Source organism: Streptomyces sp. JJ36 (genome assembly GCF_021696945.1).
GTDB lineage: Bacteria > Actinomycetota > Actinomycetes > Streptomycetales > Streptomycetaceae > Streptomyces.
The window spans coordinates 43,307-63,796 of record NZ_JACYHE010000022.1 but is presented as its reverse complement, the minus strand read 5'-3'; the positions used below and the strand labels follow the sequence as shown (position 1 = coordinate 63,796).

Below are 20,490 nucleotides of genomic sequence, written 5' to 3'. Positions count from 1 at the left end.
GTCGCCGGCCGCTCCCCCGCCGCGCCGGTGCGGCCCCCACCGGCAGAACCCGGCGGCGGCGCCCGCCGGTCGCGGCCGGACCCGAACCGCCAGGCCGGATTCCCCTCCACGGGACCCGGCCGGGTGTCTGCCGGCTGCGCATGCGGCCGGGGCCCGCTCGAAAGAATCGGGGCCTGGCAGCGTCGCGCCGGCTCCGCCGGGTGCCGACGTCACCGGGTGAGACCCGCGACCCCCGCGACAGGAGTCCCGCCGCCGGGGCGGAGCACCGTCGCGGCAACGGGGTGGGGTGCCGGTCCCCCACCGGCACCCCACGCCCCCGTGCCCCGTTCCGGGGAGACCGGCCCCCACCGGCTCCCCGCCCCCCCCCGGCGGGGGCCACCGGTCCGGCGACCGGTACCCCCGCCCCCGCCGGGGGCCGCCCCGGGGCGGCGCGCCGAGGCGTGCGCGGCGCGCTCCCCTCCATGCCCCGGGGCCGGCGGCGGCTACGGCACCGCCACCGCGCCGTTGGCCGCGGAGTCCCGCCCCGCGGACGAGTCCCCGGCCGCTGCCGGAGCCGGCGCACCCGGCGAAGCCGGAGTCCCCGCGGCCGGCAGCAGCGCGGAGAGCGGCAGTTCCGCGGCCCCCGTGCCGCGCACCACCTCGAGCAGCTCGGTGAGCCGCGCGGTCTCCGGCCCCTCGGCCGCGATGAGCCGGGTGAGCAGCCCGGACAGCGTCAGGTCGCGCAGCCCGCTCGCCCCGAGCCCGGCGACCATGCCGGTGAGGTCCCGGGTGAAGGTGGAGTTCTCGCCGTCCAGCCACGGCCCGGCGAGGGCCTGCACCGTGCTGCTGCCGTCCACGAAGGCGTCCACGCTCCGTCCCGCGGCGAGCGACCCGACGAGCCGGTCGAAGAAGACGGACTCGCCCCCGACGATGTCGATCTTCGCCTTCTCCAGCCCGGCGCCGACCAGCGTGGCCTGCGCCTCGGCGATCTGCCGGTGGACGTCGATGCCGGCGATCCGGACCTCCTTCTCCGCGTCCAGCCGCAGCCGGTACTCCTCGTGCTCCCGGCCGGCCTGGTCGAGCGCGGCCATCGCCGCCGCCTTCTCGTTGAGACCGTCGGCCTCGGCGCGGAGCGCCTCGCGGCGGGCCTCCGCCTCGGCCAGGCCCATCTCGCGGGCGGCCTCGGCCTCGGTGTGCCGGGTCTTGGCCAGCGCCGCGGCCATCCGCTCCTGGACCTCCGCCTCGGCGAGCCCGGACGCCGCCTCGTCGGCGCGCTTGCCCTCGGCCAGCCGGACCGAGGCCTGGGCGTCCAGTTCGGCGGCCTTGCGGCGCGCCTCGGCCATGGTCAGCTCCTCGGCGGCGCGGTGCTCCGCGGCCTGCTCGGCGGCCTCGGCGGCCTTGATGTCCTTGACCAGCCGCTCCTGCGCCTCCGCCTCGGCCGCGATGAGCAGTGCCTGCCGCTCGCGCTCGGCCTCCTCGACCGTACGGAGCTTCTTGATCTCCTCCTCCTGCTCCGCGACGGTCTTCTCCACCGCGATGCGCTCCCGCACCACGTCGGCGATGTCCCGCTTCTCCCCCTCGACCTCCTTGTCGGCGGCGATCCGGCGGAGCTGGGTCTCCCGGTCGCGGGCGATGACCTCGAGCAGCCGGTCCTTCTCGATGCGCTCGTTCTCGATGGCGACGACCCGCTGGCGGTTGAGCTGGGCGACGGCGATCTCCCGCTCGCGGTTCTCGTTCTGGATGCCGAGCGCCTCGTCGGTGCGCAGGTGCGCGGTCTGCGCGCGCAGCCGCTCCTCCGCCTGCACCCGTGCGGTCTCGGCCTCCTCGCGGGCCCGTACGGTGTCGATCTCCCGCTGCTGCTTGATCTCGGCGTCGGCCTGGCGCCGTTCCAGTTCGAGGACGGCCTCACGGGCGTCCACGTTCTGCCGGGTGATCTCCTTCTCCTCGTTCCGCTGCCACTCGTTGGTGCTGATGTGCTCGGCGGCGGTGAGTTCGGTGATCTTCCGGATGCCCTGGGCGTCGAGGATGTTGTCACGGTCGAGCTGCCCCAGCGGCGTCTGCTCCAGGTAGTCGATGGCCGCGTCCTCGAGGCTGTAGCCGTTGAGGTCGGTGCCGATGACGGCGACGATCCGGTCCCGGAACTCGTCGCGCTTGGTGTAGAGGTCGGCGAAGTCGAGCTGCTTGCCGACGGTCTTGAGGGCCTCGGAGAACTTCGCGTTGAAGAGCTCCTGCAGCGTGGCCCGGTCGCTGGCGCGCTCGGTGCCGATGGCCTGGGCGACCTTGACGACGTCCTCGGCCGTCTTGTTGACCCGGACGAAGAAGGAGATGCGGATGTCGGCGCGGATGTTGTCCCGGCAGATCAGGCCCTCGTGACCGGTGCGGCCGATCTCGATCGTCTTCACCGAGATGTCCATCACCTCGGCGCGGTGCAGCACGGGCAGCACCACGGCACCGGTGAAGGTGACGTCGACCTTGCGCATCTTGGAGACGATGAGCGCCTTGCCCTGCGGCACCTTCCGGAAGAGCCGTCCGATGACGAGTGCGACGGCGAGGCAGATCAGCAGGGCGACGGCGATGAGCACGCCGAGGCCCGTGGAGATGGCTTCCATGGCGGGAATTCCTTCGGTCAGCGGAGCGGCGGGTTCCGGTGCGGGCCACCGCCGGGGTCCGGGCCGGGCCCGTCGTCCCAGGGGGCGATCCGGAAGAAGCCGCCCGTGTCGTCGTAGTCGAAGATCAGTGCGGTGCGGCCGGCGGTGAGCCCCGGTGCGGCGGCCGGGGCGTCCCCGCCGCCGGTTCCGTCCGGGGGTCCGGCCTCCGCGCGGACCTGCACCAGGGCCGTGGAGCCGTCCGGAGCGGTGACCTCGGCCTGCCCGAAGCCGGGTCCGACGTGTCCGGTGCGGACGACGCAGCGGAGACCGACGAAGTCGTGGTGGCTGATGCCCTCCTCGGGCCGGAAGAGCCGGCGCAGCGGGCGCAGCAGCCCGCGGGTGGCGGCCCAGGCGGCGGCGAGCACGAGCGGCAGTGCGGCGAGGCGCAGCAGTGGGTGCGGCAGGAGCACCGCGCTCGCCAGGGAGAGGAACCAGGCAATCGGCACCAGCAGCGAGATCGCGACCGCAACCGGTGCGCCGCCCAGCCCGAAGCCGGCCAGAGCACCCGCGGTGACACGACCCGAGGCCGCAGAGCCGATGCCCCCACCCCCGTCGGGGGCATCGACGTCCACGCCTCCTACCAGCACGAACAGCCAGTAGATCACCACGACCAGCAGAGCGGAGCTGAAGAGCACGGCGGGGAAGTCCAGCGTCAGGCGCAGGAACTCGCTCATGCCGACCCCCCTCTCCGGTTGCGGTGTGCCGTCATCGTGGCACTCGCCGTCGCAGCCGCACATTGCCAGGATCCGGCAATCTTTACGGTGTGCTTACGTCCGGCTCCCGTGCGGGCCGTCGCCCTCGCGGCCCCGGCCGGGGCCGGCCGGAGAAGGGAGAGCGCGGGTGGCCGGGGGCACCGGCGCGGCGCCGGGGGCGCGGTCGGGGACGCGGCCCCGGGGGGTGGGATGCGTCCCGGCGCGGGTCAGATCTCCTGGCCGGGCCAGCCCAGCAGCCGCGCACCCATGGCCGCGGTCTCCAGGGTGTAGCGGTGCAGGGAGTCGCCGGGGTCGTAGCCGGTCAGGGTACGGATGCGCTCCAGCCGGTAGGAGAGGGTCCGTACGCTCACTCCGAGCCGCCGGGCCGCCTCCGCGTTCACATAGCCGGCGGCCGCACACTCGGCGAGGGTCTCCAGCAGCGGTTCCGCGCCGCCGCGCGCCTCGGTGAGCGGTCCGAGCACGGTACGGACCAGGTCGGCCATGGCGGCCCGGTCACGCAGCAGCACCGGGAAGACCAGCAGTTCCGAGGCGTGCAGCCGGACCCCGGGCAGGCCCAGCCGGTCGGCGAGGTCCAGGGCGCCCAGCGCCTCCTCGTACGACCGGACGACCCCGCCCGCGCCGCTGTGCTCCCGCCCGAGCGCGACGCGCTCCGCGGCCGGGTAGCCGGGTCCCGGCCGCTCGGCGAGCCGGGCGAAGGCGTCCAGCATGGTGCGGTCGCTGCTGGCGGCGATGCAGACCAGCCGCCCCTCCTTGGTGGAGAGCAGCAGCCCGTGCTCGCCGAACCGGCCGAGCAGTTCGCGCTCGATCCGGCGCACGGTGGGGTGCACGTCGTCGTACTTCTCCGCGCCGGTGGCCACGGCCACCGCGTGCACCCGCCCGAGGTGCAGGCCGAAACGCTGGGCGCGCTCGGACAGCCGTCCGAGGTCGCTGCGGCCGTAGAGCAGGTCGTCGATGAACTCGCGACGCTCGCCCTCCTCCTGCCGGACGGCGATCCGCTGGGCGCGCTCGTGGCCCTCGCCGAGGGCGGCCACCGCTGCGTCCAGGGTGGCGAGGATGGCGTCGCCGGTGCGGGCCCGCTCGGTGGCGGTCGCGGAGCGCGCCACTCCGGGGAGGGTGCCCCAGAGCATGCGGGTCCGGCCGACGTAGAGACTGACGAGCTGCCGCAGGCCGTGGCCCTGTTCGGCGGCCTGCTCGCCCAGCTCCCGCAGGGCGTCCAGCTCGTCCCGGCGGGGCAGCCGCCCGGTCTCGGACACCTCGGACAGCAGCTCGGGATAGCCGCCGAGGAAGTGGCTGGAGATCGCTTCCTGCTGCACCGTTCCCGTCCCGTCCCCCGGAGTACGGCCCGCCTCGTGTCCGACGGCCCTGACCGGGGGCTCAGCGTAGGCGAGCGGTGGGCCGTCCGGGACGCCAGGGGGCGGATCCGTCCGGTACGGGCGGTCCGGGCGGCCGTGCCGGCACCACCGTACGCGTGATCATTCTCACCGGAAGATTCCCGTCCGCGGAGGCATACTCCGTGCTGAGCGGCCGGATACCCGCTGGTAGGAGCGGGTCCGCCGGCAGCGGCGCTCTTGCGGCGGGCCGTCGACCTCTGGGTACGGTGTAGACACAACGTCATTGAGTGAGGTGAGCCGGGAAGACTGGTCGGCGGCGCCCTCAGCCTGCCCGTATTCCCCGCCCCCCAGGAGTCCTCGCGATGACGCTCCCCCAGGACAAGCAGCGCACCTCCCTCTTCGGGACGCCCTCGGCACGGGAGCGCCGCGTCCTCACCGACGCCCTGCGCACCGAGACCGTCGGCGGCATGGTGCTGCTGGCCGCCGCGGTACTGGCGCTCCTCTGGGCGAACACGCCGCTCAGCGCGTCCTACGAGACGGTCCGCGACTACCACTTCGGGATCTCCGCGCTGGGCCTGGACCTCTCGGTCGAGCACTGGGCCTCCGACGGCATCCTGACGATCTTCTTCTTCATCGCCGGAATCGAGCTCAAGCGCGAACTCGTCGTCGGCGAGCTGCGGAGACCGGCGGCGGCCGCCCTCCCGGTGGTGGCCGCGCTGTGCGGCATGGCGGTGCCGGCGCTGTTCTACGTGGCGGTCAACGGCGCCGGCGGCGGCGCGATGGACGGCTGGGCGGTGCCCATGGCCACCGACATCGCCTTCGCACTCGGAGTGCTGGCGGTGATCGGCACCAATCTGCCGTCCGGCATCCGCGCCTTCCTGCTCACCCTCGCCATCGCCGACGACCTCGGCGCGATCCTGGTCATCGCCGTCTTCTTCACCTCCACGCTGAACTGGCTCGCCTTCGGCGGCGCGCTGGCCGGGCTGCTGCTCTTCTGGGCCCTGCACCACCGGTTCCGGGTGCGCGGCTGGTACGTGTACGTACCGCTGGGCCTGGTGATCTGGGCCCTGATGTACAACAGCGGCGTGCACGCCACCATCGCCGGCGTGGCGATGGGCATGCTGCTGCGGGTGACCCTGCGCACGGGGCCGGAGGGCGAGGCGGGGGCCGGCGAGTCCGTCTCCCCGGGGGAGCGCATCGAGCACCTGGTGCGGCCCCTGTCGGCGGGGTTCGCGGTGCCCGTCTTCGCGCTGTTCGCGGCGGGGGTGAGCGTGTCCGGCGAGGCGCTGGGCGAGACCTTCCGGCAGCCGGAGGCGCTGGGCGTGATCGTCGGGCTCTTCGCCGGCAAGTTCGTCGGCGTGTTCGGCGGCACCTATCTGGCCGCGCGGTTCACCCGCGCCCGGCTCAACCCCAGCCTCTCCTGGTCCGACGTGGCCGGGGTGGCGCTGCTGGCCGGCATCGGCTTCACCGTGTCGCTGCTGGTCACCGAGTTGGCGTTCACGGACGCCGAGACGACCGAGCATGTGAAGGCGGCGGTGCTGATCGGTTCGCTGCTCTCGGCGGTGTGCGCCTGTGTGCTGCTGAAGCTGCGGGACGCCAAGTACCGGCGGATGTGGGAGGACGAGATCCGGGACGAGGACCTGGACGGCATCGCCGACATCGACCAGCCCGAGGACCTCGTACGGCGCCCCACCGAGGTGAAGCGCCGGGCCCGCGAGGCGGCCCGGCTCCGCATCGAGTCCGAGCACCGCGCCAAGGCCGACGGCGACTGACCGCCGCCGGCTGCCGGGGGCTCCGCGTGGCGGGGCCGGCACCCCGGAGGCCGCCCGGTGTCGCGGTCGGCGCCCGCGCACGCGGCACCGCAGGCCGCGGGGCGCCAGAGCCGGCGGCGCACCCCCGCTCTCCGCCGCACCCGGTGAGCCCGGTGTCGCGGGCACCACCCGTCCGCGCGGACACCACCCGGCACGGGAACTCCTTCCCCACCCGCAACCTCCGCGCACCCGCGGCTCCGTGGGGCGCGCGCACCGCGGAGCCGGCGGAGCTACTCCGGGCGGTCGCCCCCGTCCGTGCCCCCGTGGCGCTCCGGCCCCTGCGGGGCCCGCGAGGGCTGCGCGCGCTCCGCGGCCGCCGCGGTGGCGCCGCTCTTGCGCTCGCCGCGGCCCAGCGGCCAGCGGCGCCCGCGCTGGTCGTCGGGGATGCCCACCAGCTCCTCGACGTCGAAGACCCGGGCGATCGGCACGTCGGTGCTGCTGTGCGCGACGATCGAGAAGGCGATGGTGACGGCGATCAGCGTGAACGCCTCCTCGCCCTGCGGGATGCCCGCCTGGAGCACCAGCAGCCCGTAGACGACGGAGGCGAACCCCTTGGGCCCGAACCAGGCCGCGGTGAGCTTCTCGCGCCGGTCGAACTCGGTGCCGATCAGCGAGAGCAGCAGCGTCGCCGGGCGGATCAGCACGATCGCCAGCACCGCGACGACGTAGCCGCCCGAGGACAGGTCGCCGAAGAGCTGCGGGGTCAGCAGGGCGCCGAAGACCAGCAGCGCGGCGTACTTCGCCAGTTCGGCCAGCGACTCGCCGAGCGGCTCGAAGGCGTTCTTCGCCTCCGGCGAGACCGCGGCCAGCACCGCGCCGGCGCTGAACGCCGCCAGGTACGGGTTGGCGTGCGTGAGGTGGCACAGCGCGTACAGCGCCACCCCGACGCCCAGCGGGAGCAGCGGCTGGAGCTTCGGCTCGGCGCCCAGCAGCCGGAACCGCACCAGCCCGCTGACCAGCAGCGGCGCCCCGACACCGAAGGCGAGACCGAGCGCGAGCTCCAGGGCGATGGTGCCGAAGGACGCCTCGGTGGCGTGCCCGGTGGGCCCGGCGGCGGCGATGAAGATCAGCACGACGGGCAGCGCGAGGCCGTCGTTGATGCCGCTCTCCACGTTGAGGAGCTGCCGCAGCCGGGCCGGGACCTCCTTGCGGCCCACGATGGCCGAGGCGAAGACCGGGTCGGTGGGTGAGAGGACCGCGCCGACCAGGAAGGAGGTCGTCCAGTCCAGCCCGGCCAGGAAGTGGGTGAGCAGCGAGATGCCGAAGAACGCCAGCGGCATGCCGAGGCCGAGCGCCCGCGCGGGGTTGCGCCAGCGTTTCCGCAGTTCGGAGAAGCGCACATGCATGCCGTCCGTGAACAGCACGGCGAAGAGCGCCAGGTCGGCCGTGACGGCGACGATCTCGCTCTCCGGCTTGATGTGGATCAGGTCCAGGAAGCCCTCGCTCACCAGTGCCCCACCCACCAGGAAGAGCAGCGAGGTGGAGAGCACCGACCGGGCCGCGAGGCCGGACAGGAGCAGCGCGATCAGCAGCGCCGCTCCGAACACCATCACCAGCACCATGCGAACCGCCCCCGCGCGTCAAGACTTGTTCAAATCGCCGGTGACCCTATCCCACCCGTGCTCCGGCGCCGTCGAGCGGTCCGAGGGTGAGGCGCAGGAAGCGCGGCCGGTAGAGCCGTACGTCGCGGTGGACGGCGGCGGTGCCGCCGGTCACGTTCACGTCGTAGCCGAGCAGCAGCCGCCCGTCCGCGCCGGTGAACTCCGGGTGCGCCTGCGGGTTGTAGGCGGTGGCTCCGGCCTCCCGGCCGCCGGGCGGCAGCGGCGGTGCGGCCGCCCGGTGCGGCCCGTGCCAGGGCCCCTGCGGGCGGCACGCCCAGGCCGAGACCACGGTCTGCGAGGGCCGTCCGTCGGGGCCGCCGGCGTCCATGGAGAGCAGCAGCCAGGTCCCGTCGTGCCGGGTGACCGTGTAGGTGTTGGTGGCGAATCCGTGCCGCTCCCCGGAGGCGCCCGGGTCCGCCGCGGCCTGCCCGGGGGCGGGCTCCGGGCTGCCGCCCGTCTCCGCGGTCCGCACCACCATGGGCCGGGCGGCGGCCGCGTCGGCCGTCCACCGCGCACCGTCCCAGTGCCGCCAGACCCCGGGGTCCGCGAGGCCGCCGCGCGGCGCCCGGGCCACGTAGGTCCGCGAGGCCCGGCCGCCGTGCACCCCCGCCTCGTCGGCGCCGAACACGTACGTCCACTCCCCCGCCGGTACGGCCGAGGTGCCGTACAGCACCCGGCGCTCCGGCGCCGTGCCCGGCGGCGGGCGGTGCACGGGCCGGATGCTCTCCAGGGCCAGTCCCGGCAGGGACAGGGTGGCCACCTCGGTGGCCCGCGGCACCCCGAAGACCCAGGGCGGCCGCCCCGCCTCCCGGCTCCACAGCAGCACCCGGACGACCCGCTCGGCCGCGCCCGGGCTCCGGGGCTCCACCACGGCGTCCACCGGCCACCGCCACACCTCGCGCCCGTCGCCGGTCGCGCCGCCGGGGAACAGCGCGGCGGGGCGGCCGTCCGGGGCGGGCGTGCCGAGCAGGGTGCGGTCGAGGTGGCCGTCCGGCGTCATCACCAGGGCGGAGTTGCGCACCCAGGAGGGCTGCGGCACCCGGCGGCCGCCCGGGTGGACGCGGTCCAGGAAGGTGTCGGCGGAGAGCCAGAGGGTGCGCCCGCCGGGGAGCCGCACCGACCGGGTGCCGTCGCCGCCGGTCCAGTCGTCGGTGCGCGTGTTGTCGTTCCCGTAGCGCGCGAACGCACCGGTCAGGGCCGGGTCCGGCTGCCGGCCGGTCACCCGGGCGGGGCGGCAGTCGGCCTCCGGCGGTTCCTCGTCGTCCCCCGGCAGCAGGAAGAGCAGGCCCGCGAGCAGCAGCCCGGCGGCGAGCCCGATGCCGGTGTTCCGCCGCACGACCGGTCCGCGTGCCAGGCCCTCGCCCCTCATCGCCCCCAGCGTAGGGGCCCGCCGCGGCGCGGGCGCGGAAGTCCTCACACCCCGCGCACGGACGGGGCGCCCGCCGGAGGGCGCGGACTGTAGTACACCGGCGCGCCCGGTGCGCCCCGTCTTGCACGGACCGGAACAACTTCCCCAGCGGCGGCCCCCGGCACGGCACTCTCTCCGCAACCGCTCCGAGAAGGAGGAATGCACGATGCCCCCACATCGCAGGACAGTGGCCGCGCGGCTCCCCCAGACGAGAACCGCGTTCGCGGCCACCGCCGCGGCGGTACTCGCCCTGACGCTGCTCGTGTTCGTCATCCAGAGCAACGACCAGAGCAACGCGTCGCCGTCGGGCGGCTTCCCGCCGGCGTCCGTGAACGCCGACAGCGCCCAGGAGGCCCAGGACCTGAGCGAACTCGACAAGACCTTCCTGACGAAGGTCCGGCAGGCGAACCTCTGGGAGGCCCCGGCGGCCGACCTCGCGGAGACCCACTCCTCCAGCCTCGCGGTCAAGCGCGCGGGCCGGCACATGGTCGACGGGCACAGCCGGCTCGACCAGCTCGTCCGGGAGGGCGCGGCCCGGCTCGGGGTCCAGCTCCCGAACCAGGCCAGCGCGGAGCAGCAGGAGTGGCTGGCTGAGCTGAAGAACCTGCACGGCGCGGAGTTCGACCACCGCTTCGCCCAGGTGCTCCGTCTCGCGCACAGCCAGATCTTCCCGGTGATCGCCCAGGTGCGGGTCACCACCAAGAGCGAGACCGTACGGGCCTTCGCCATCGAGGTGAACCAGGCGGTCCTCGACCACCTCCGGGTTCTCGACGACACCGGACTCGTCGAGGACGCCACACTCGACGAGATCGCCTCCTCGGTCCTGACCAAGTGACGGAGGACCGTGGCCTCGCCGTCCGGGCGGCCCCGGACTGCACCTGGCCCCGGGCTCCCCCGGCGGGACAGGGGCAGGACCCGTGAGGTGCCCGGGAGGCGGCGGGGCGCCCGGTCGGCGCCGGGCGCCCCGCCCGCGGGGTCCCGGGGCCGGCCTCAGCGCCGGGGCGCCACCGCGGCGGCCAGCTCCTCCAGGGCGTCGGTGAGCAGGTCGGCGGCGCGCAGCGCGACCGGCGACCACGCGGCCTCCTGGGCCCGCCAGGCCTCCAGCGCGTGGTGCACCGGGCCGGTGTCCGGCCGCTCGCCCTCGCGCACGGCCCGCACCGCGCCCGGCAGGACGCCCCGCAGCGCCCCCGCGAAGGCCGCGGCGCCCGGTGACGGCCGCGCCTGACGGTCCGGCAGGTGCGGCTCCAGCAGCATCGTCGCCCGGCCCAGGGTGACCAGCGCCGACTCGGCGTCGCGGGCGGCGCGGCGGGGCAGGCCGCGGTGGCGTACGGGCTCCGCGCCCGCGCGGCTCGCCGCGGTCTCCCAGGCCGACCGGGCGGACCGCAGGTCGAGCAGGGCGTCCCGGACCTGGCGCGGGTGCCGCTGCGCGGGGCGGGCGAAGCCGTCCAGCACGGCGACGGCGTACCGGCCGGTCGCCTCCAGCCAGTCCGCGAGCCGGTCGCGCAGCCGCGGCGTCTCCCACGCCGGGAGGAGCGGATGGCTCAGCATGGCCAGCGCCGCGCCGAACGCGGTGAGCAGCAGGCGGTCCGGGACGGTGTGCCCCGCCGGGGAGCCGGCGATGCCGAGCAGGAAGACCACATAGGCGCTGATGCACGCCGACATCAGCAGATAGCCGGTGCTCATCAGCAGATAGAGCAGCCCGACCGCGACCACTGCCAGCGCCGCGGCGGCGTACGGGCCCGGGTCGGTCAGCGCGAGGACCCCTCCGGCGACCACCACCCCGGCGAGGGTGCCGACGGCCCGCGCCACGCCGCGCGCGTAGGTCTGCGAGAAGTCCGGGCGCAGCACCATGACGACGGAGAGCGGCAGCCAGTAGCCGTGCTCGGGCGGCAGCGCCCAGGCGAGGAGCTGGGCGAGCGGCACCAGCAGGGCCAGCCGTACCGCGTGCCGCAGGACCGGCGAGTCCCGGTGCAGCGCGCCGCGCACGGAGTGCAGGGCGACGGGCAGCGCCCGGGGCACGGTCGGCCGGTGGAGGTGTTCCGGCGGCTCCTCCGTCCGGGCGGGCCGCCGCACCGAGGCGGGCAGCGGCAGCAGCGCCGGGCGGGGCCGGGTGACCTCCACGGGCTCCTGCGCCGCCTCGACGGTGTCCTCGACCAGGGCGATCAGCCGGAACGCGGTCTTCTGGGCGGGTCCTTCCAGCACCGGCCCGGACTCCGGCACCTGGAGCACCGCCAGCGCGGCCGCGGGGATGCGCACCCGCTCGCCGCGGCGTACGGCCCGCGCGGTGGCGTCCAGCACGGTGGCGGCGGCGCCCAGCAGCTCGCGCACCCGTTCGCGTTCGGGGCCCTCCTCCGGGGCGCCGCCCACCACCGGGTCGGCGAGGGAGGCCAGCACGGACCGGAAGCGCTCCGCGCGCGTGCGGTGGCCGGCGAGTTGCCTGGGGCGGCGCCGGGCCTGGCGCGGGGTCACGGCCGCCGCGCTGCGCGCCTCCATCAGCGGCACGGGGTCGAACGGCGCGGTGGGGTCGTGGCGGAGGCGGCGGGCGTAGTCGGCGACCCCGGCGAGCGCGTCCGCGAGCGCGTCCCGCCGTTCGCCCCAGGGGCGTACGGGGAGCAGCACGATCAGCGCGGCCTGGGCGAGGCCGCCCGCGGCGATCAGCCCGGCGTGGACCAGGGCACCCGCGACGGTGGTGGGCAGGGTGACCACGACCAGCATGACGGCGACGGTGAGCCCGGCGACCACCCCGGCCGTCGGGCCGACCGCCCAGGCCAGGCCGGCGCCGAAGGACCAGAGCGCGAGAAGGCCCAGGAAGGCGGCGGGCCAGGGGACGCAGAGGTAGCCGAGGAAGGTGGAGACGGCGAGCCCGCCCGCCGCGCCGAGGGCGAGCACCGGGCGCGGCCGCCAGCTCCGCTGGAAGGTGGCCACCCCGGAGGCGAAGGCGCCGAAGGCCGAGGAGACGGCGAGCGCGGGCGAGCCGAGCCACAGGGTGAGCCCGATGATGAGCGCGACGCCGCCCGCGCCGCGGACCGCCATCAGCGGGGGGTGCGCGGTGCGCTCGATCCGCAGCCCCGAGCGGGCGGTGTCCCGCAGCGCGCGCGTCCAGCTCATGATCACCGAGGGTACGGGTCCGGGGCCGCGGGGCGGAACGCCCGGAGCCGGAGGGGCGGCGGCCGGGTGCCGTGGCGGCGGGTGCCGCCACGGCGCGCCGGGCGCGTCAGTCGTGGTTCGGGAAGCCCAGGTCGATGCCGAGGCTGTCGGCCGGGTCGGGCCAGCGGGTGGTGATCACCTTGCCGCGGGTGTAGAAGGCGATTCCGTCGTTCCCGTAGACGTGCAGGTCGCCGAAGAGCGAGTCCTTCCAGCCGCCGAAGGAGTGGTAGCCGACCGGTACCGGGATCGGCACGTTGACGCCGACCATGCCGGCCTCCACCTCGAGCTGGAAGCGGCGGGCCGCGCCGCCGTCCCGGGTGAAGACGGCGGTGCCGTTGCCCCAACGGGAACTGTTGATCAGCTCGATCGCCTCGTCGTACGTCTCGGCGCGCACCACGCAGAGCACCGGCCCGAAGATCTCGTCCCGGTAGGCGTCGGCGTCCGTGGGGACCCGGTCCAGCAGCGAGACGCCGAGGAAGAAGCCGTCCTCGTGGCCGGGCACGGTGAGCCCGGTGCCGTCGACGACCACCTCGGCCCCCTGCTCGGCGGCGCCGCGCACATAGGAGGCCACCGTGTCCCGGTGCTCCCGGGTGATCAGCGGGCCCATCTCGGAGGCCGGGTCGTCGCCGGGCCCGATGCGCAGGTTCTTCGCCCGCTCGGCGATCTTGCCGACCAGCGCGTCGCCGCTCTCCCGGCCGACGGCGACGACCACGGAGACGGCCATGCAGCGCTCCCCGGCGGAACCGTAGGCGGCGCTGATCGCCTGGTCGGCTGCGTGGTCGAGGTCGGCGTCCGGCAGCACCAGCATGTGGTTCTTGGCGCCGCCCAGCGCCTGCACCCGCTTGCCGTGCGCCACGGCGTGCTGCTGGATGTAGCGGGCGATCGGGGTGGAGCCGACGAAGGAGACGGCGGCGACGTCCGGGTGTTCGAGGAGCCGGTCGACGGCGGTCTTGTCGCCGTGGACGACGTTCAGCACGCCCTCCGGCACCCCCGCCTCGGCGGCCAGCTCGGCGAGCCGCAGCGAGGCCGAGGGGTCCTTCTCGCTGGGCTTCAGCACGAAGGTGTTGCCGCAGGCCAGCGCCAGCGGGAACATCCACATCGGCACCATGGCGGGGAAGTTGAACGGGGTGATGCCGGCGACCACGCCCAGCGGCTGACGGATGGAGGCGACGTCGACCCGGGTGGAGACCTGGGTGGAGAGCTCGCCCTTGAGCTTCTCGGAGATGCCGCAGGCGAGTTCGACGATCTCCAGGCCGCGGGCGACCTCGCCCAGGGCGTCCGAGTGCACCTTGCCGTGCTCGGCGGTGATGAGCGCGGCGATCTCGTCCCGGTGCGCGTCGAGCAGCGCGCGGTACCGGAAGAGGATCGCGGTGCGCCGGGCCAGCGAGACGTCCCGCCAGGTGCGGTACGCCTCCTTGGCGGCGGCGACCGCCGCGTCCACCTCGGCGACGCCGGCCAGGGCGACCTGCGCGGCCTGGACACCGGTGGCCGGGTTCCAGACCGGGCCGTAGGCGCCGGAGGCGCCGTCGGCCGGCTTGTTGTTGATCCAGTGACCGATGGTCTTCATGGGGTGCGGGGCCTTTCTTCGGGCGGGGCGGAGGGTGCGGACGGGCGGACGGGCGGACGGGCCGGGAGCGGGGGGCCCGGTGGCGGGCCCCGCGGGGGCTAGAGGTGCCGGCGGCGGGTGGCGGCGTGCCGCTCGTACTCCTCCCGGGCCTTGCGTGCGGCGGGGCGGGCGGCGGTCTCGGCGACCGGCACGTCCCACCACGCCTGGGCCGCGGGCGCGGTGGGCGCGGTGTCGATCTCGACGTGCACGCAGGTGGGCCGGGCGGAGGCGCGGGCGGCGCGCAGCGCGGTGCGCAGCTCGGCGACCGTGTCGACGCGGTGCACGTCCATGCCCAGGCTGGCGGCGTTGGCGGCGAGGTCCACCGGGAGCGGGTCGCCGGTGTAGGTGCCGTCGGGGGCGCGGTAGCGGTACTGGGTGCCGAAGCGCTCGGCGCCGGTCTCCTCGGCGAGGCCGCCGATGGACTGGTAGCCGTGGCTCTGCAGCAGCACCACGTTGAGGTTGACGCCCTCCTGGACGGCGGAGACCAGCTCGGTCGGCATCATCAGATAGGTGCCGTCGCCGACCAGCGACCACACCGGGGTGTCGGGCGCGGCCATCCGCACGCCGATGCCGCCGGGGATCTCGTAGCCCATGCAGGAGTAGCCGTACTCCAGGTGGTACTGGCGCGGCGAGCGGGCCCGCCACAGCTTGTGCAGGTCGCCGGGGAGGGAGCCGGCGGCGTTGATGACGACGTCCTCGTCCCCGGCCACCTGGTCCAGCACCCCGAGCACCTGGGTCTGGGTGGGGCGGGCGCTGTCGTCCTCGGCCGCGTAGGCGGCGTCCACGATGCGTTCCCAGCGCTCCTTGCCGGCGCGGTACCCGGCCTCGTACGCCTCGCCGACCCGGTGCCCGGCCAGGGCCTCGGTCAGCGCCTCCAGCCCGCTGCGGGCGTCGGCGACGAGCGGCTGGGCGGCCATCTTGTGGGAGTCGAAGGCGGCCACGTTGAGGTTGACGAAGCGGACGCCGTCGCGGGCGAAGAGGGTGTGGGAGGCGGTGGTGAAGTCGGTGTAGCGGGTGCCGACGCCGATCACCAGGTCCGCGGTCCGGGCGAGGTCGTCGGCGGTCGCGGTGCCGGTGTGGCCGATGCCGCCCACGTCCGCGGGGTGGTCCCAGCGGAGCGAGCCCTTGCCCGCCTGGGTGGAGGCGACCGGGATGCCGGTGGCGTCGGCCAGCGCCCGCAGGGCCTCCTCCGCCTCGCTGTGGTGCACACCGCCGCCCGCAATCAGGAGCGGGCGTTCCGCGGCACGGATCGCGGTGACGGCCTCGGCCAGTTCGGCGGGTTCGGGCAGCGGGCGGCGTACGTGCCAGGTGCGCTCGGCGAAGAACGCGGCGGGCCAGTCGTACGCCTCCGCCTGGACGTCCTGCGGCAGGGCGAGGGTGACGGCGCCGGTCTCCACCGGGTCGGTGAGCACCCGCATCGCCTGCAACGCCGCCGGGACCAGCGCCTCGGGGCGGGTGATCCGGTCGAAGTAGCGGGAGACGGGCCGCAGCGTGTCGTTGACCGAGAGGTCGCCGGCGTGCGGGGTCTCGAGCTGCTGGAGCACCGGGTCGGGCAGCCGGCCGGCGAAGACGTCGCCGGGGAGCAGCAGCACCGGCAGCCGGTTGACGGTCGCCAGGGCGGCGCCGGTGACCAGGTTGGTGGCGCCGGGGCCGATGGAGGCGGTGACGGCCTGGGCGCGCAGCCGGTTGGACTGCCGGGCGTAGCCGGTGGCGGCGTGCACCATGGCCTGCTCGTTGCGTCCCTGGAGGTAGGGCATGGCGCTCTGGTTCTCCAGCAGTGCCTGGCCGAGCCCGGCGACGTTGCCGTGGCCGAAGATGCCCCAGGTGGCGTTGATCAGCCGCTGCCGGCGGCCGTCCCGCTCGGTGTACTGGGCGGCGAGGAAGCGCACCAGCGCCTGGGCGACGGTGAGCCGTGGTCCGGATGTCATGGGGTGCCCCTCTCTGCGGCGGTGCCGCCGGCTCCGGTGGACGGAACACGTCCTTCAGCGCCCTCAGATCCTTCAGGTTCCTCGGTCTCGTACAGAGGAAGCCTGGGATCCACGGGTGTATCAGGCCAGGAGCCTCGAATCCAGGCATGTTCCGGGTGATCGCAGATGAGCCAACGGCGCTCGGGCTCCGGACCGGCCATCACGTTCAGGTAGTACATGTGGTGCCCGGGAGCCGCGATGGACGGCCCGTGCCAGCCGTCCGGGATGAGCACGGCGTCACCGCTGCGCACCTCGGCGAGCACGTCGGTGCCGCGCCCGCGGCCGGAGGGCGAGACCCGCTGGTAGCCCAGGCCGGGGGTGGCGCCGTGCGGGGCGATCTCGAAGTAGTAGATCTCCTCCAGCTCGGACTCCTCGCCGGGGCGGCACTCGTCGTGCTTGTGCGGCGGGTAGGAGGACCAGTTGCCGCCGGGGGTGAGCACCTCCACGGCGATCAGCTTGTCCGCCTCGAAGACGCCGGCCGCACCGAAGTTGTTGACCTGGCGCGAGCAGTTCCCGGCGCCGCGCAGCTCGACCGGCACCCCGGAGGCCGGCCCGTAGCGGGCGGGGAGCCGGCGCGTGCAGCGGGCGCCGGTGAGGGCGAAGCGGCCGCCGCTCTCGGAGGTCAGGGTCGTTTCGGCGTCCCGCGGGACGTAGGCGAAGTCGGTCCGGCCGGCGAAGACGCCGGTGCGGCCGTGCAGCGTGAAGGTCTCCCCGTCGGCGGCGACCGTGCAGCCGCCGCTGAGCGGGAGCACGATCCACTCGCTCTCGCCGGTGGCGAAGGTGTGCCGTCCGCCGGGCTCCAGCTCGACGACGCGCAGGGAGGAGTAGCCCCAGCCGGCCGTCTCGGGTTCGACGCGCAGGGCGTAGGGGCCGTCGGCCGCGGTGCCGGCCGGGAGGTGGAAGTCGGTGTCACTCATACCTGTCAGCTTTCCCTCAGCTTTCCCTCAGCGTTCCCTCGGCGTTTCCGGAGTTCAGAGCAGTCCCACGGCCGTGTCGACGGCCTGCCCCACGTCGCCGTCGGCCGGGTAGAGCAGCGAGCGGCCGACGACCAGGCCCTGCACGGTGGGCAGACGCAGCGCCTTGCGCCAGCGCTCGTAGGCGCCCTCCTGGTCGCCGTTGACCTCGCCGCCGAGCAGTACGGCGGGCAGCGTGGAGGTCTCCATGACCTGGGCCATGTCGTCCGGGTCGGCGGTGACGGGCACCTTGAGCCAGGTGTACGCGGAGGTGCCGGCCAGGCCGGAGGCGATGGCGATGGAGGTGGTGACGGCCTCGGCGCTCAGGTCGTTGCGCACCCGGCCGTCGACCCGGCTGGAGAGGAAGGGCTCCACGAAGACGGGGAGCCGCCGGGCGGCCATCGCGTCGATGGCGCGGGCGGTGGAGAAGAGCGTGCTCAGCGAGCCCTCGTCGTCGTGGTCGATCCGGAGCAGCAGCTTCCCGGCGTCGAAGCGGAGCCGGTCGATGTCCTCGGCGCGGTGCCCGGTGAAGCGGTCGTCGAGCTCGAAGGCGGCGCCGGCGAGTCCGCCGCGGTTCATCGAGCCGATGACGACCTTGTTCTCCAGGGCGCCGAGGAGCAGCAGGTCCTCCAGGATGTCGGCGGTGGCCAGCACCCCGTCGACGCCGGGCCGGGAGAGCGCGAGCACCAGGCGTTCCAGCAGGTCGACACGGCTGGCCATGGCGAGCTTCTGGTCGCCGACGGCGAGTGCGCCCCGCGCGGGGTGGTCCGCGGCGATGATCATGAGCCGGCCCCGGTCGTCGAGGAGCGGGCGGCGGGCCCGCCGCGACGCGGCCTCGGCGATCGCCTCGGGGTGCCGGGCCCGCACTCTGACGAGGTCGGAGATGCTGACGCTCAAGGGGAGCTCTCTTTCGTGGGCGCGGTGTGCGCGGGGACAGGAGGGATCAGGCACCGAGGAGGCCCGCGACCTCGGACTCGGTGGGCATCGCGGAGGAGCAGGCGAGCCGGGAGGCGACCAGCGCGCCGGCGGCGTTGGCGAAGCGCATCAGGTGCGTCAGCTCCCAGCCGGCGAGCAGTCCGTGGCAGAGGGCGCCGCCGAAGGCGTCGCCGGCACCGAGGCCGTTGACGACGTCGACCGGGTGCGGCGGCACCTCGGCGGTGGTGCCGTCCCGGTGCACCGCGAGGACACCGGCAGGCCCCTGCTTGACGACGGCGAGTTCCACGCCCGCGTCCAGCAGCGCACGGGCGCAGCCGCGGGGATCGCGGACGCCGGTGGCGACCTCGCACTCGTCGAGGTTGCCGACGGCGACCGTCGCGTGGGCGAGGGCCTGCCGGTAGACCGTGCGGGCGGCGGCCGGGTCGGGCCAGAACATCGGCCGCCAGTCCAGGTCGAAGACGGTGGTCCCGGCCTTGGCGCGGGCCTCCAGGGCGGCGAGGGTGGCGGAGCGGCTGGGCTCCTCGCAGAGGCCGGTGCCGGTCATCCAGAAGACACGGGCCGCCCGGACGGCGTCCAGGTCCAGCTCGCCCGGGTGGATCTCCAGGTCGGGTGCCTTGGGCTGCCGGTAGAAGTAGAGCGGGAAGTCGTCGGGCGGGAAGATCTCGCAGAAGGTGACCGGTGTGGGATACGCGGCCACCGGCGTGACCCAGCGGTCGTCGACGCCGAAGTCCTTGAGGGCCTGGTGGCAGTAGTCGCCGAAGGGATCGCGCCCGGTGCGCGTGATCACCGCGCTGGTGCGGCCCAGCCGGGCGGCGGCGACGGCCACATTGGTCGGGGAGCCGCCGAGGAACTTGCCGAACGTCTCCACCTGGGGCAGGGGCACGCCCGTCTGCAGCGGATAGATGTCCACCCCGATGCGGCCCATCGTGATGACGTCGAGCGACTCGGTCATGGGGGGTGCCCTTTCTGGACGGACGGCGCGAAGGTTGGGACCGTCGGAAGATCGAGACGAGCGGAGGGGACCGCGGTGGAACGACGGTGCTGGAGGACGGCCCGGTGAGGAACTACGCCCCCACAGGTGTAGACCCGGACCCGACCGCTGTCAATAGTTTGTCATTACATACGGACGTCCGGACTCACGGCTCGCCACGGCGTTATCGCGCCGTTACGTCCAGATGAAGTGTTGTCCTGACAAAGTCTTGACAGCGCCACACCCCAGGGAGTCGAATCCCTACCCAAGACGGCGCCGTTTCCGGCATGTGACGGAAACGGACCCCCTGGCCCCGGGCGGCGCTTCCCCCCTCAGCCCGCGGGTCCCCCGTTCCCCTCCCGCTCCACTCACCACCGAAGTGAGGTCAGGACTGTGAAGCGCACCATCCCATCCCGCAGAGCCCGCCGTACCACCGCCACCGTCGCCGGTCTGGCCGCCGCCGCACTGCTCGCCGCCGGCTGCTCCAGCAGCTCCGGCGGCAAGGAGTCCCAGGAGGAGGCCGAAGGACTCGGCGCCGGCAAGGCGGACACGCCCCGCATGAAGGTCGCCATGATCACCCACGCGGCACCCGGCGACACCTTCTGGGACATCATCCGCAAGGGCGCCCAGGCGGCCGCCGCCAAGGACAACGTGGAGCTGGTCTACTCCTCCGACCCCAAGGCCGCCGACCAGGCGAACCTCGTGCAGAACGCCATCGACCAGAAGGTCGACGGCATCGCGCTGACCGCGGCCAAGCCCGAGGCGATGAAGGGCGTGATCGCCAAGGCCCGGAAGGCCGGCATCCCGGTGGTGGGCTTCAACGGGGGCCTGGACCAGTGGAAGGACCTGGGCATGCTGTCCTACTACGGCCAGGACGAGACCATCGCCGGCGAGGCCTTCGGCAAGCGCCTCAACGAGCTGGGCGCGAAGCACACCATCTGCGTCATCCAGGAGCAGGGCCACGTCGCCCTGGAGGCCCGGTGTGCCGGCGTCAAGAAGACCTTCGACGGCAAGACGGACATACTCTACGTCAACGGCACCAACATGCCCTCGGTGAAGTCGACCATCCAGGCGAAGCTCCAGGCCGACACGTCGATCGACTACGTGGCGACCCTCGGCGCCCCCTTCGCCATCACGGCGGTCGACTCGGTCGAGGCCGCGGGGAGCGACGCCTCGGTCGCCACCTTCGACCTCAACAAGGACCTGACGGACTACATCCGCGACGGCAAGATCGAGTTCGCCGTCGACCAGCAGCCCTACCTGCAGGGATACATGGCGGTGGACGCGCTCTGGCTCTACGAGCACAACGGGAACTTCGCCGGCGGTGGCGAGGAGCCGGTCCTGACCGGCCCCGCCTTCGTCGATGACTCCAACATCGACGAGATCGCCGACTTCGCACAGAAGGGCACTCGGTGATGTC

14 protein-coding genes are annotated in these 20,490 nt (G+C 74.4%); 3 read left to right on the top strand and 11 right to left on the bottom strand.

Annotated elements, in window-relative coordinates; all coding sequences use genetic code 11:
• Positions 1–482 precede the first annotated feature (482 nt).
• From HOY81_RS11860 to HOY81_RS11850, 3 genes are all read right to left on the bottom strand, one after another.
• Positions 483–2,588, bottom strand: a complete 2,106-nt coding sequence (locus HOY81_RS11860; RefSeq protein WP_237320257.1) for an SPFH domain-containing protein — start codon at positions 2,586–2,588, stop codon at positions 483–485.
• Between the two features lie 17 nt (positions 2,589–2,605).
• Positions 2,606–3,301, bottom strand: coding sequence for a DUF1449 domain-containing protein (locus HOY81_RS11855; RefSeq protein WP_237320256.1), 696 nt, complete (start codon positions 3,299–3,301; stop codon positions 2,606–2,608).
• 245 nt (positions 3,302–3,546) lie between these two features.
• Complete coding sequence (locus HOY81_RS11850) at positions 3,547–4,653, bottom strand: helix-turn-helix domain-containing protein (protein ID WP_237320255.1); 1,107 nt, start codon at positions 4,651–4,653, stop codon at positions 3,547–3,549.
• 380 nt (positions 4,654–5,033) lie between these two features.
• Between HOY81_RS11850 and nhaA the strand changes: the two genes are divergently transcribed.
• Entirely contained in the window at positions 5,034–6,443 is a 1,410-nt protein-coding gene (gene nhaA / locus HOY81_RS11845; protein ID WP_237320254.1) for a Na+/H+ antiporter NhaA, read from the top strand.
• A gap of 269 nt (positions 6,444–6,712) precedes the next feature.
• Here the strand turns inward: nhaA and HOY81_RS11840 are convergent, their stop codons facing one another.
• Positions 6,713–8,044 (bottom strand): sodium:proton antiporter, encoded by a 1,332-nt coding sequence (locus tag HOY81_RS11840; RefSeq protein WP_237320253.1) that lies wholly within the window; start codon positions 8,042–8,044, stop codon positions 6,713–6,715.
• 46 nt (positions 8,045–8,090) lie between these two features.
• On the bottom strand, positions 8,091–9,452 hold the full coding sequence (locus HOY81_RS11835; RefSeq protein WP_237320252.1) for a hypothetical protein: 1,362 nt from the start codon (positions 9,450–9,452) through the stop codon (positions 8,091–8,093).
• 205 nt (positions 9,453–9,657) lie between these two features.
• Between HOY81_RS11835 and HOY81_RS11830 the strand changes: the two genes are divergently transcribed.
• The gene (locus HOY81_RS11830; protein WP_237320251.1) at positions 9,658–10,326 is read left to right on the top strand and encodes a DUF4142 domain-containing protein; all 669 of its coding nucleotides are present in this window, start codon (positions 9,658–9,660) and stop codon (positions 10,324–10,326) included.
• A 155-nt stretch (positions 10,327–10,481) separates the two neighbouring features.
• On the opposite strand, the gene HOY81_RS11825 is transcribed toward HOY81_RS11830, so the two are convergent.
• The 6 genes from HOY81_RS11825 to iolC all read right to left on the bottom strand — a co-directional run bounded on the left by HOY81_RS11825 (position 10,482) and on the right by iolC (position 19,052).
• Positions 10,482–12,599: an FUSC family protein gene (locus HOY81_RS11825; protein ID WP_237320250.1), complete on the bottom strand. Its 2,118-nt coding sequence runs from the start codon at positions 12,597–12,599 to the stop codon at positions 10,482–10,484.
• A gap of 106 nt (positions 12,600–12,705) precedes the next feature.
• A complete protein-coding gene (locus tag HOY81_RS11820) occupies positions 12,706–14,205 on the bottom strand; it encodes a CoA-acylating methylmalonate-semialdehyde dehydrogenase (RefSeq protein WP_237320249.1) in 1,500 nt (499 codons plus the stop codon).
• A 98-nt stretch (positions 14,206–14,303) separates the two neighbouring features.
• Positions 14,304–16,172 (bottom strand): 3D-(3,5/4)-trihydroxycyclohexane-1,2-dione acylhydrolase (decyclizing), encoded by a 1,869-nt coding sequence (gene iolD, locus HOY81_RS11815; RefSeq protein ID WP_237320248.1) that lies wholly within the window; start codon positions 16,170–16,172, stop codon positions 14,304–14,306.
• A complete protein-coding gene (iolB, locus tag HOY81_RS11810) occupies positions 16,169–17,128 on the bottom strand; it encodes a 5-deoxy-glucuronate isomerase (RefSeq protein WP_237320247.1) in 960 nt (319 codons plus the stop codon). The genes iolD and iolB overlap by 4 nt, the downstream gene beginning before the upstream one ends.
• Before the next feature lie 54 nt (positions 17,129–17,182).
• Positions 17,183–18,061 carry a deoxyribose-phosphate aldolase gene (locus HOY81_RS11805; protein WP_237320246.1) on the bottom strand — a complete coding sequence of 293 codons (879 nt, stop codon included), beginning with the start codon at positions 18,059–18,061 and terminating at the stop codon, positions 17,183–17,185.
• Between the two features lie 46 nt (positions 18,062–18,107).
• Positions 18,108–19,052, bottom strand: coding sequence for a 5-dehydro-2-deoxygluconokinase (gene iolC / locus HOY81_RS11800; protein ID WP_237320245.1), 945 nt, complete (start codon positions 19,050–19,052; stop codon positions 18,108–18,110).
• Positions 19,053–19,475: 423 nt separating this feature from the next.
• On the opposite strand from iolC, the gene HOY81_RS11795 reads away from it, so the two are divergent.
• A complete protein-coding gene (locus HOY81_RS11795; RefSeq protein WP_237320268.1) occupies positions 19,476–20,486 on the top strand; it encodes a sugar ABC transporter substrate-binding protein in 1,011 nt (336 codons plus the stop codon).
• Positions 20,487–20,490: the final 4 nt, after the last annotated feature.

Coding starts and splice junctions, on each gene's coding strand:
- HOY81_RS11860 (WP_237320257.1), bottom strand. CDS start 2,588: ATGGAAGCCATCTCCACGGGCCTCGGCGTGCTCATCGCCGTCGCCCTG.
- HOY81_RS11855 (WP_237320256.1), bottom strand. CDS start 3,301: ATGAGCGAGTTCCTGCGCCTGACGCTGGACTTCCCCGCCGTGCTCTTC.
- nhaA (WP_237320254.1), top strand. CDS start 5,034: ATGACGCTCCCCCAGGACAAGCAGCGCACCTCCCTCTTCGGGACGCCC.
- HOY81_RS11840 (WP_237320253.1), bottom strand. CDS start 8,044: ATGGTGCTGGTGATGGTGTTCGGAGCGGCGCTGCTGATCGCGCTGCTC.
- HOY81_RS11835 (WP_237320252.1), bottom strand. CDS start 9,452: ATGAGGGGCGAGGGCCTGGCACGCGGACCGGTCGTGCGGCGGAACACC.
- HOY81_RS11830 (WP_237320251.1), top strand. CDS start 9,658: ATGCCCCCACATCGCAGGACAGTGGCCGCGCGGCTCCCCCAGACGAGA.
- HOY81_RS11825 (WP_237320250.1), bottom strand. CDS start 12,599: ATGAGCTGGACGCGCGCGCTGCGGGACACCGCCCGCTCGGGGCTGCGG.
- HOY81_RS11820 (WP_237320249.1), bottom strand. CDS start 14,205: ATGAAGACCATCGGTCACTGGATCAACAACAAGCCGGCCGACGGCGCC.
- iolD (WP_237320248.1), bottom strand. CDS start 16,172: ATGACATCCGGACCACGGCTCACCGTCGCCCAGGCGCTGGTGCGCTTC.
- iolB (WP_237320247.1), bottom strand. CDS start 17,128: ATGAGTGACACCGACTTCCACCTCCCGGCCGGCACCGCGGCCGACGGC.
- iolC (WP_237320245.1), bottom strand. CDS start 19,052: ATGACCGAGTCGCTCGACGTCATCACGATGGGCCGCATCGGGGTGGAC.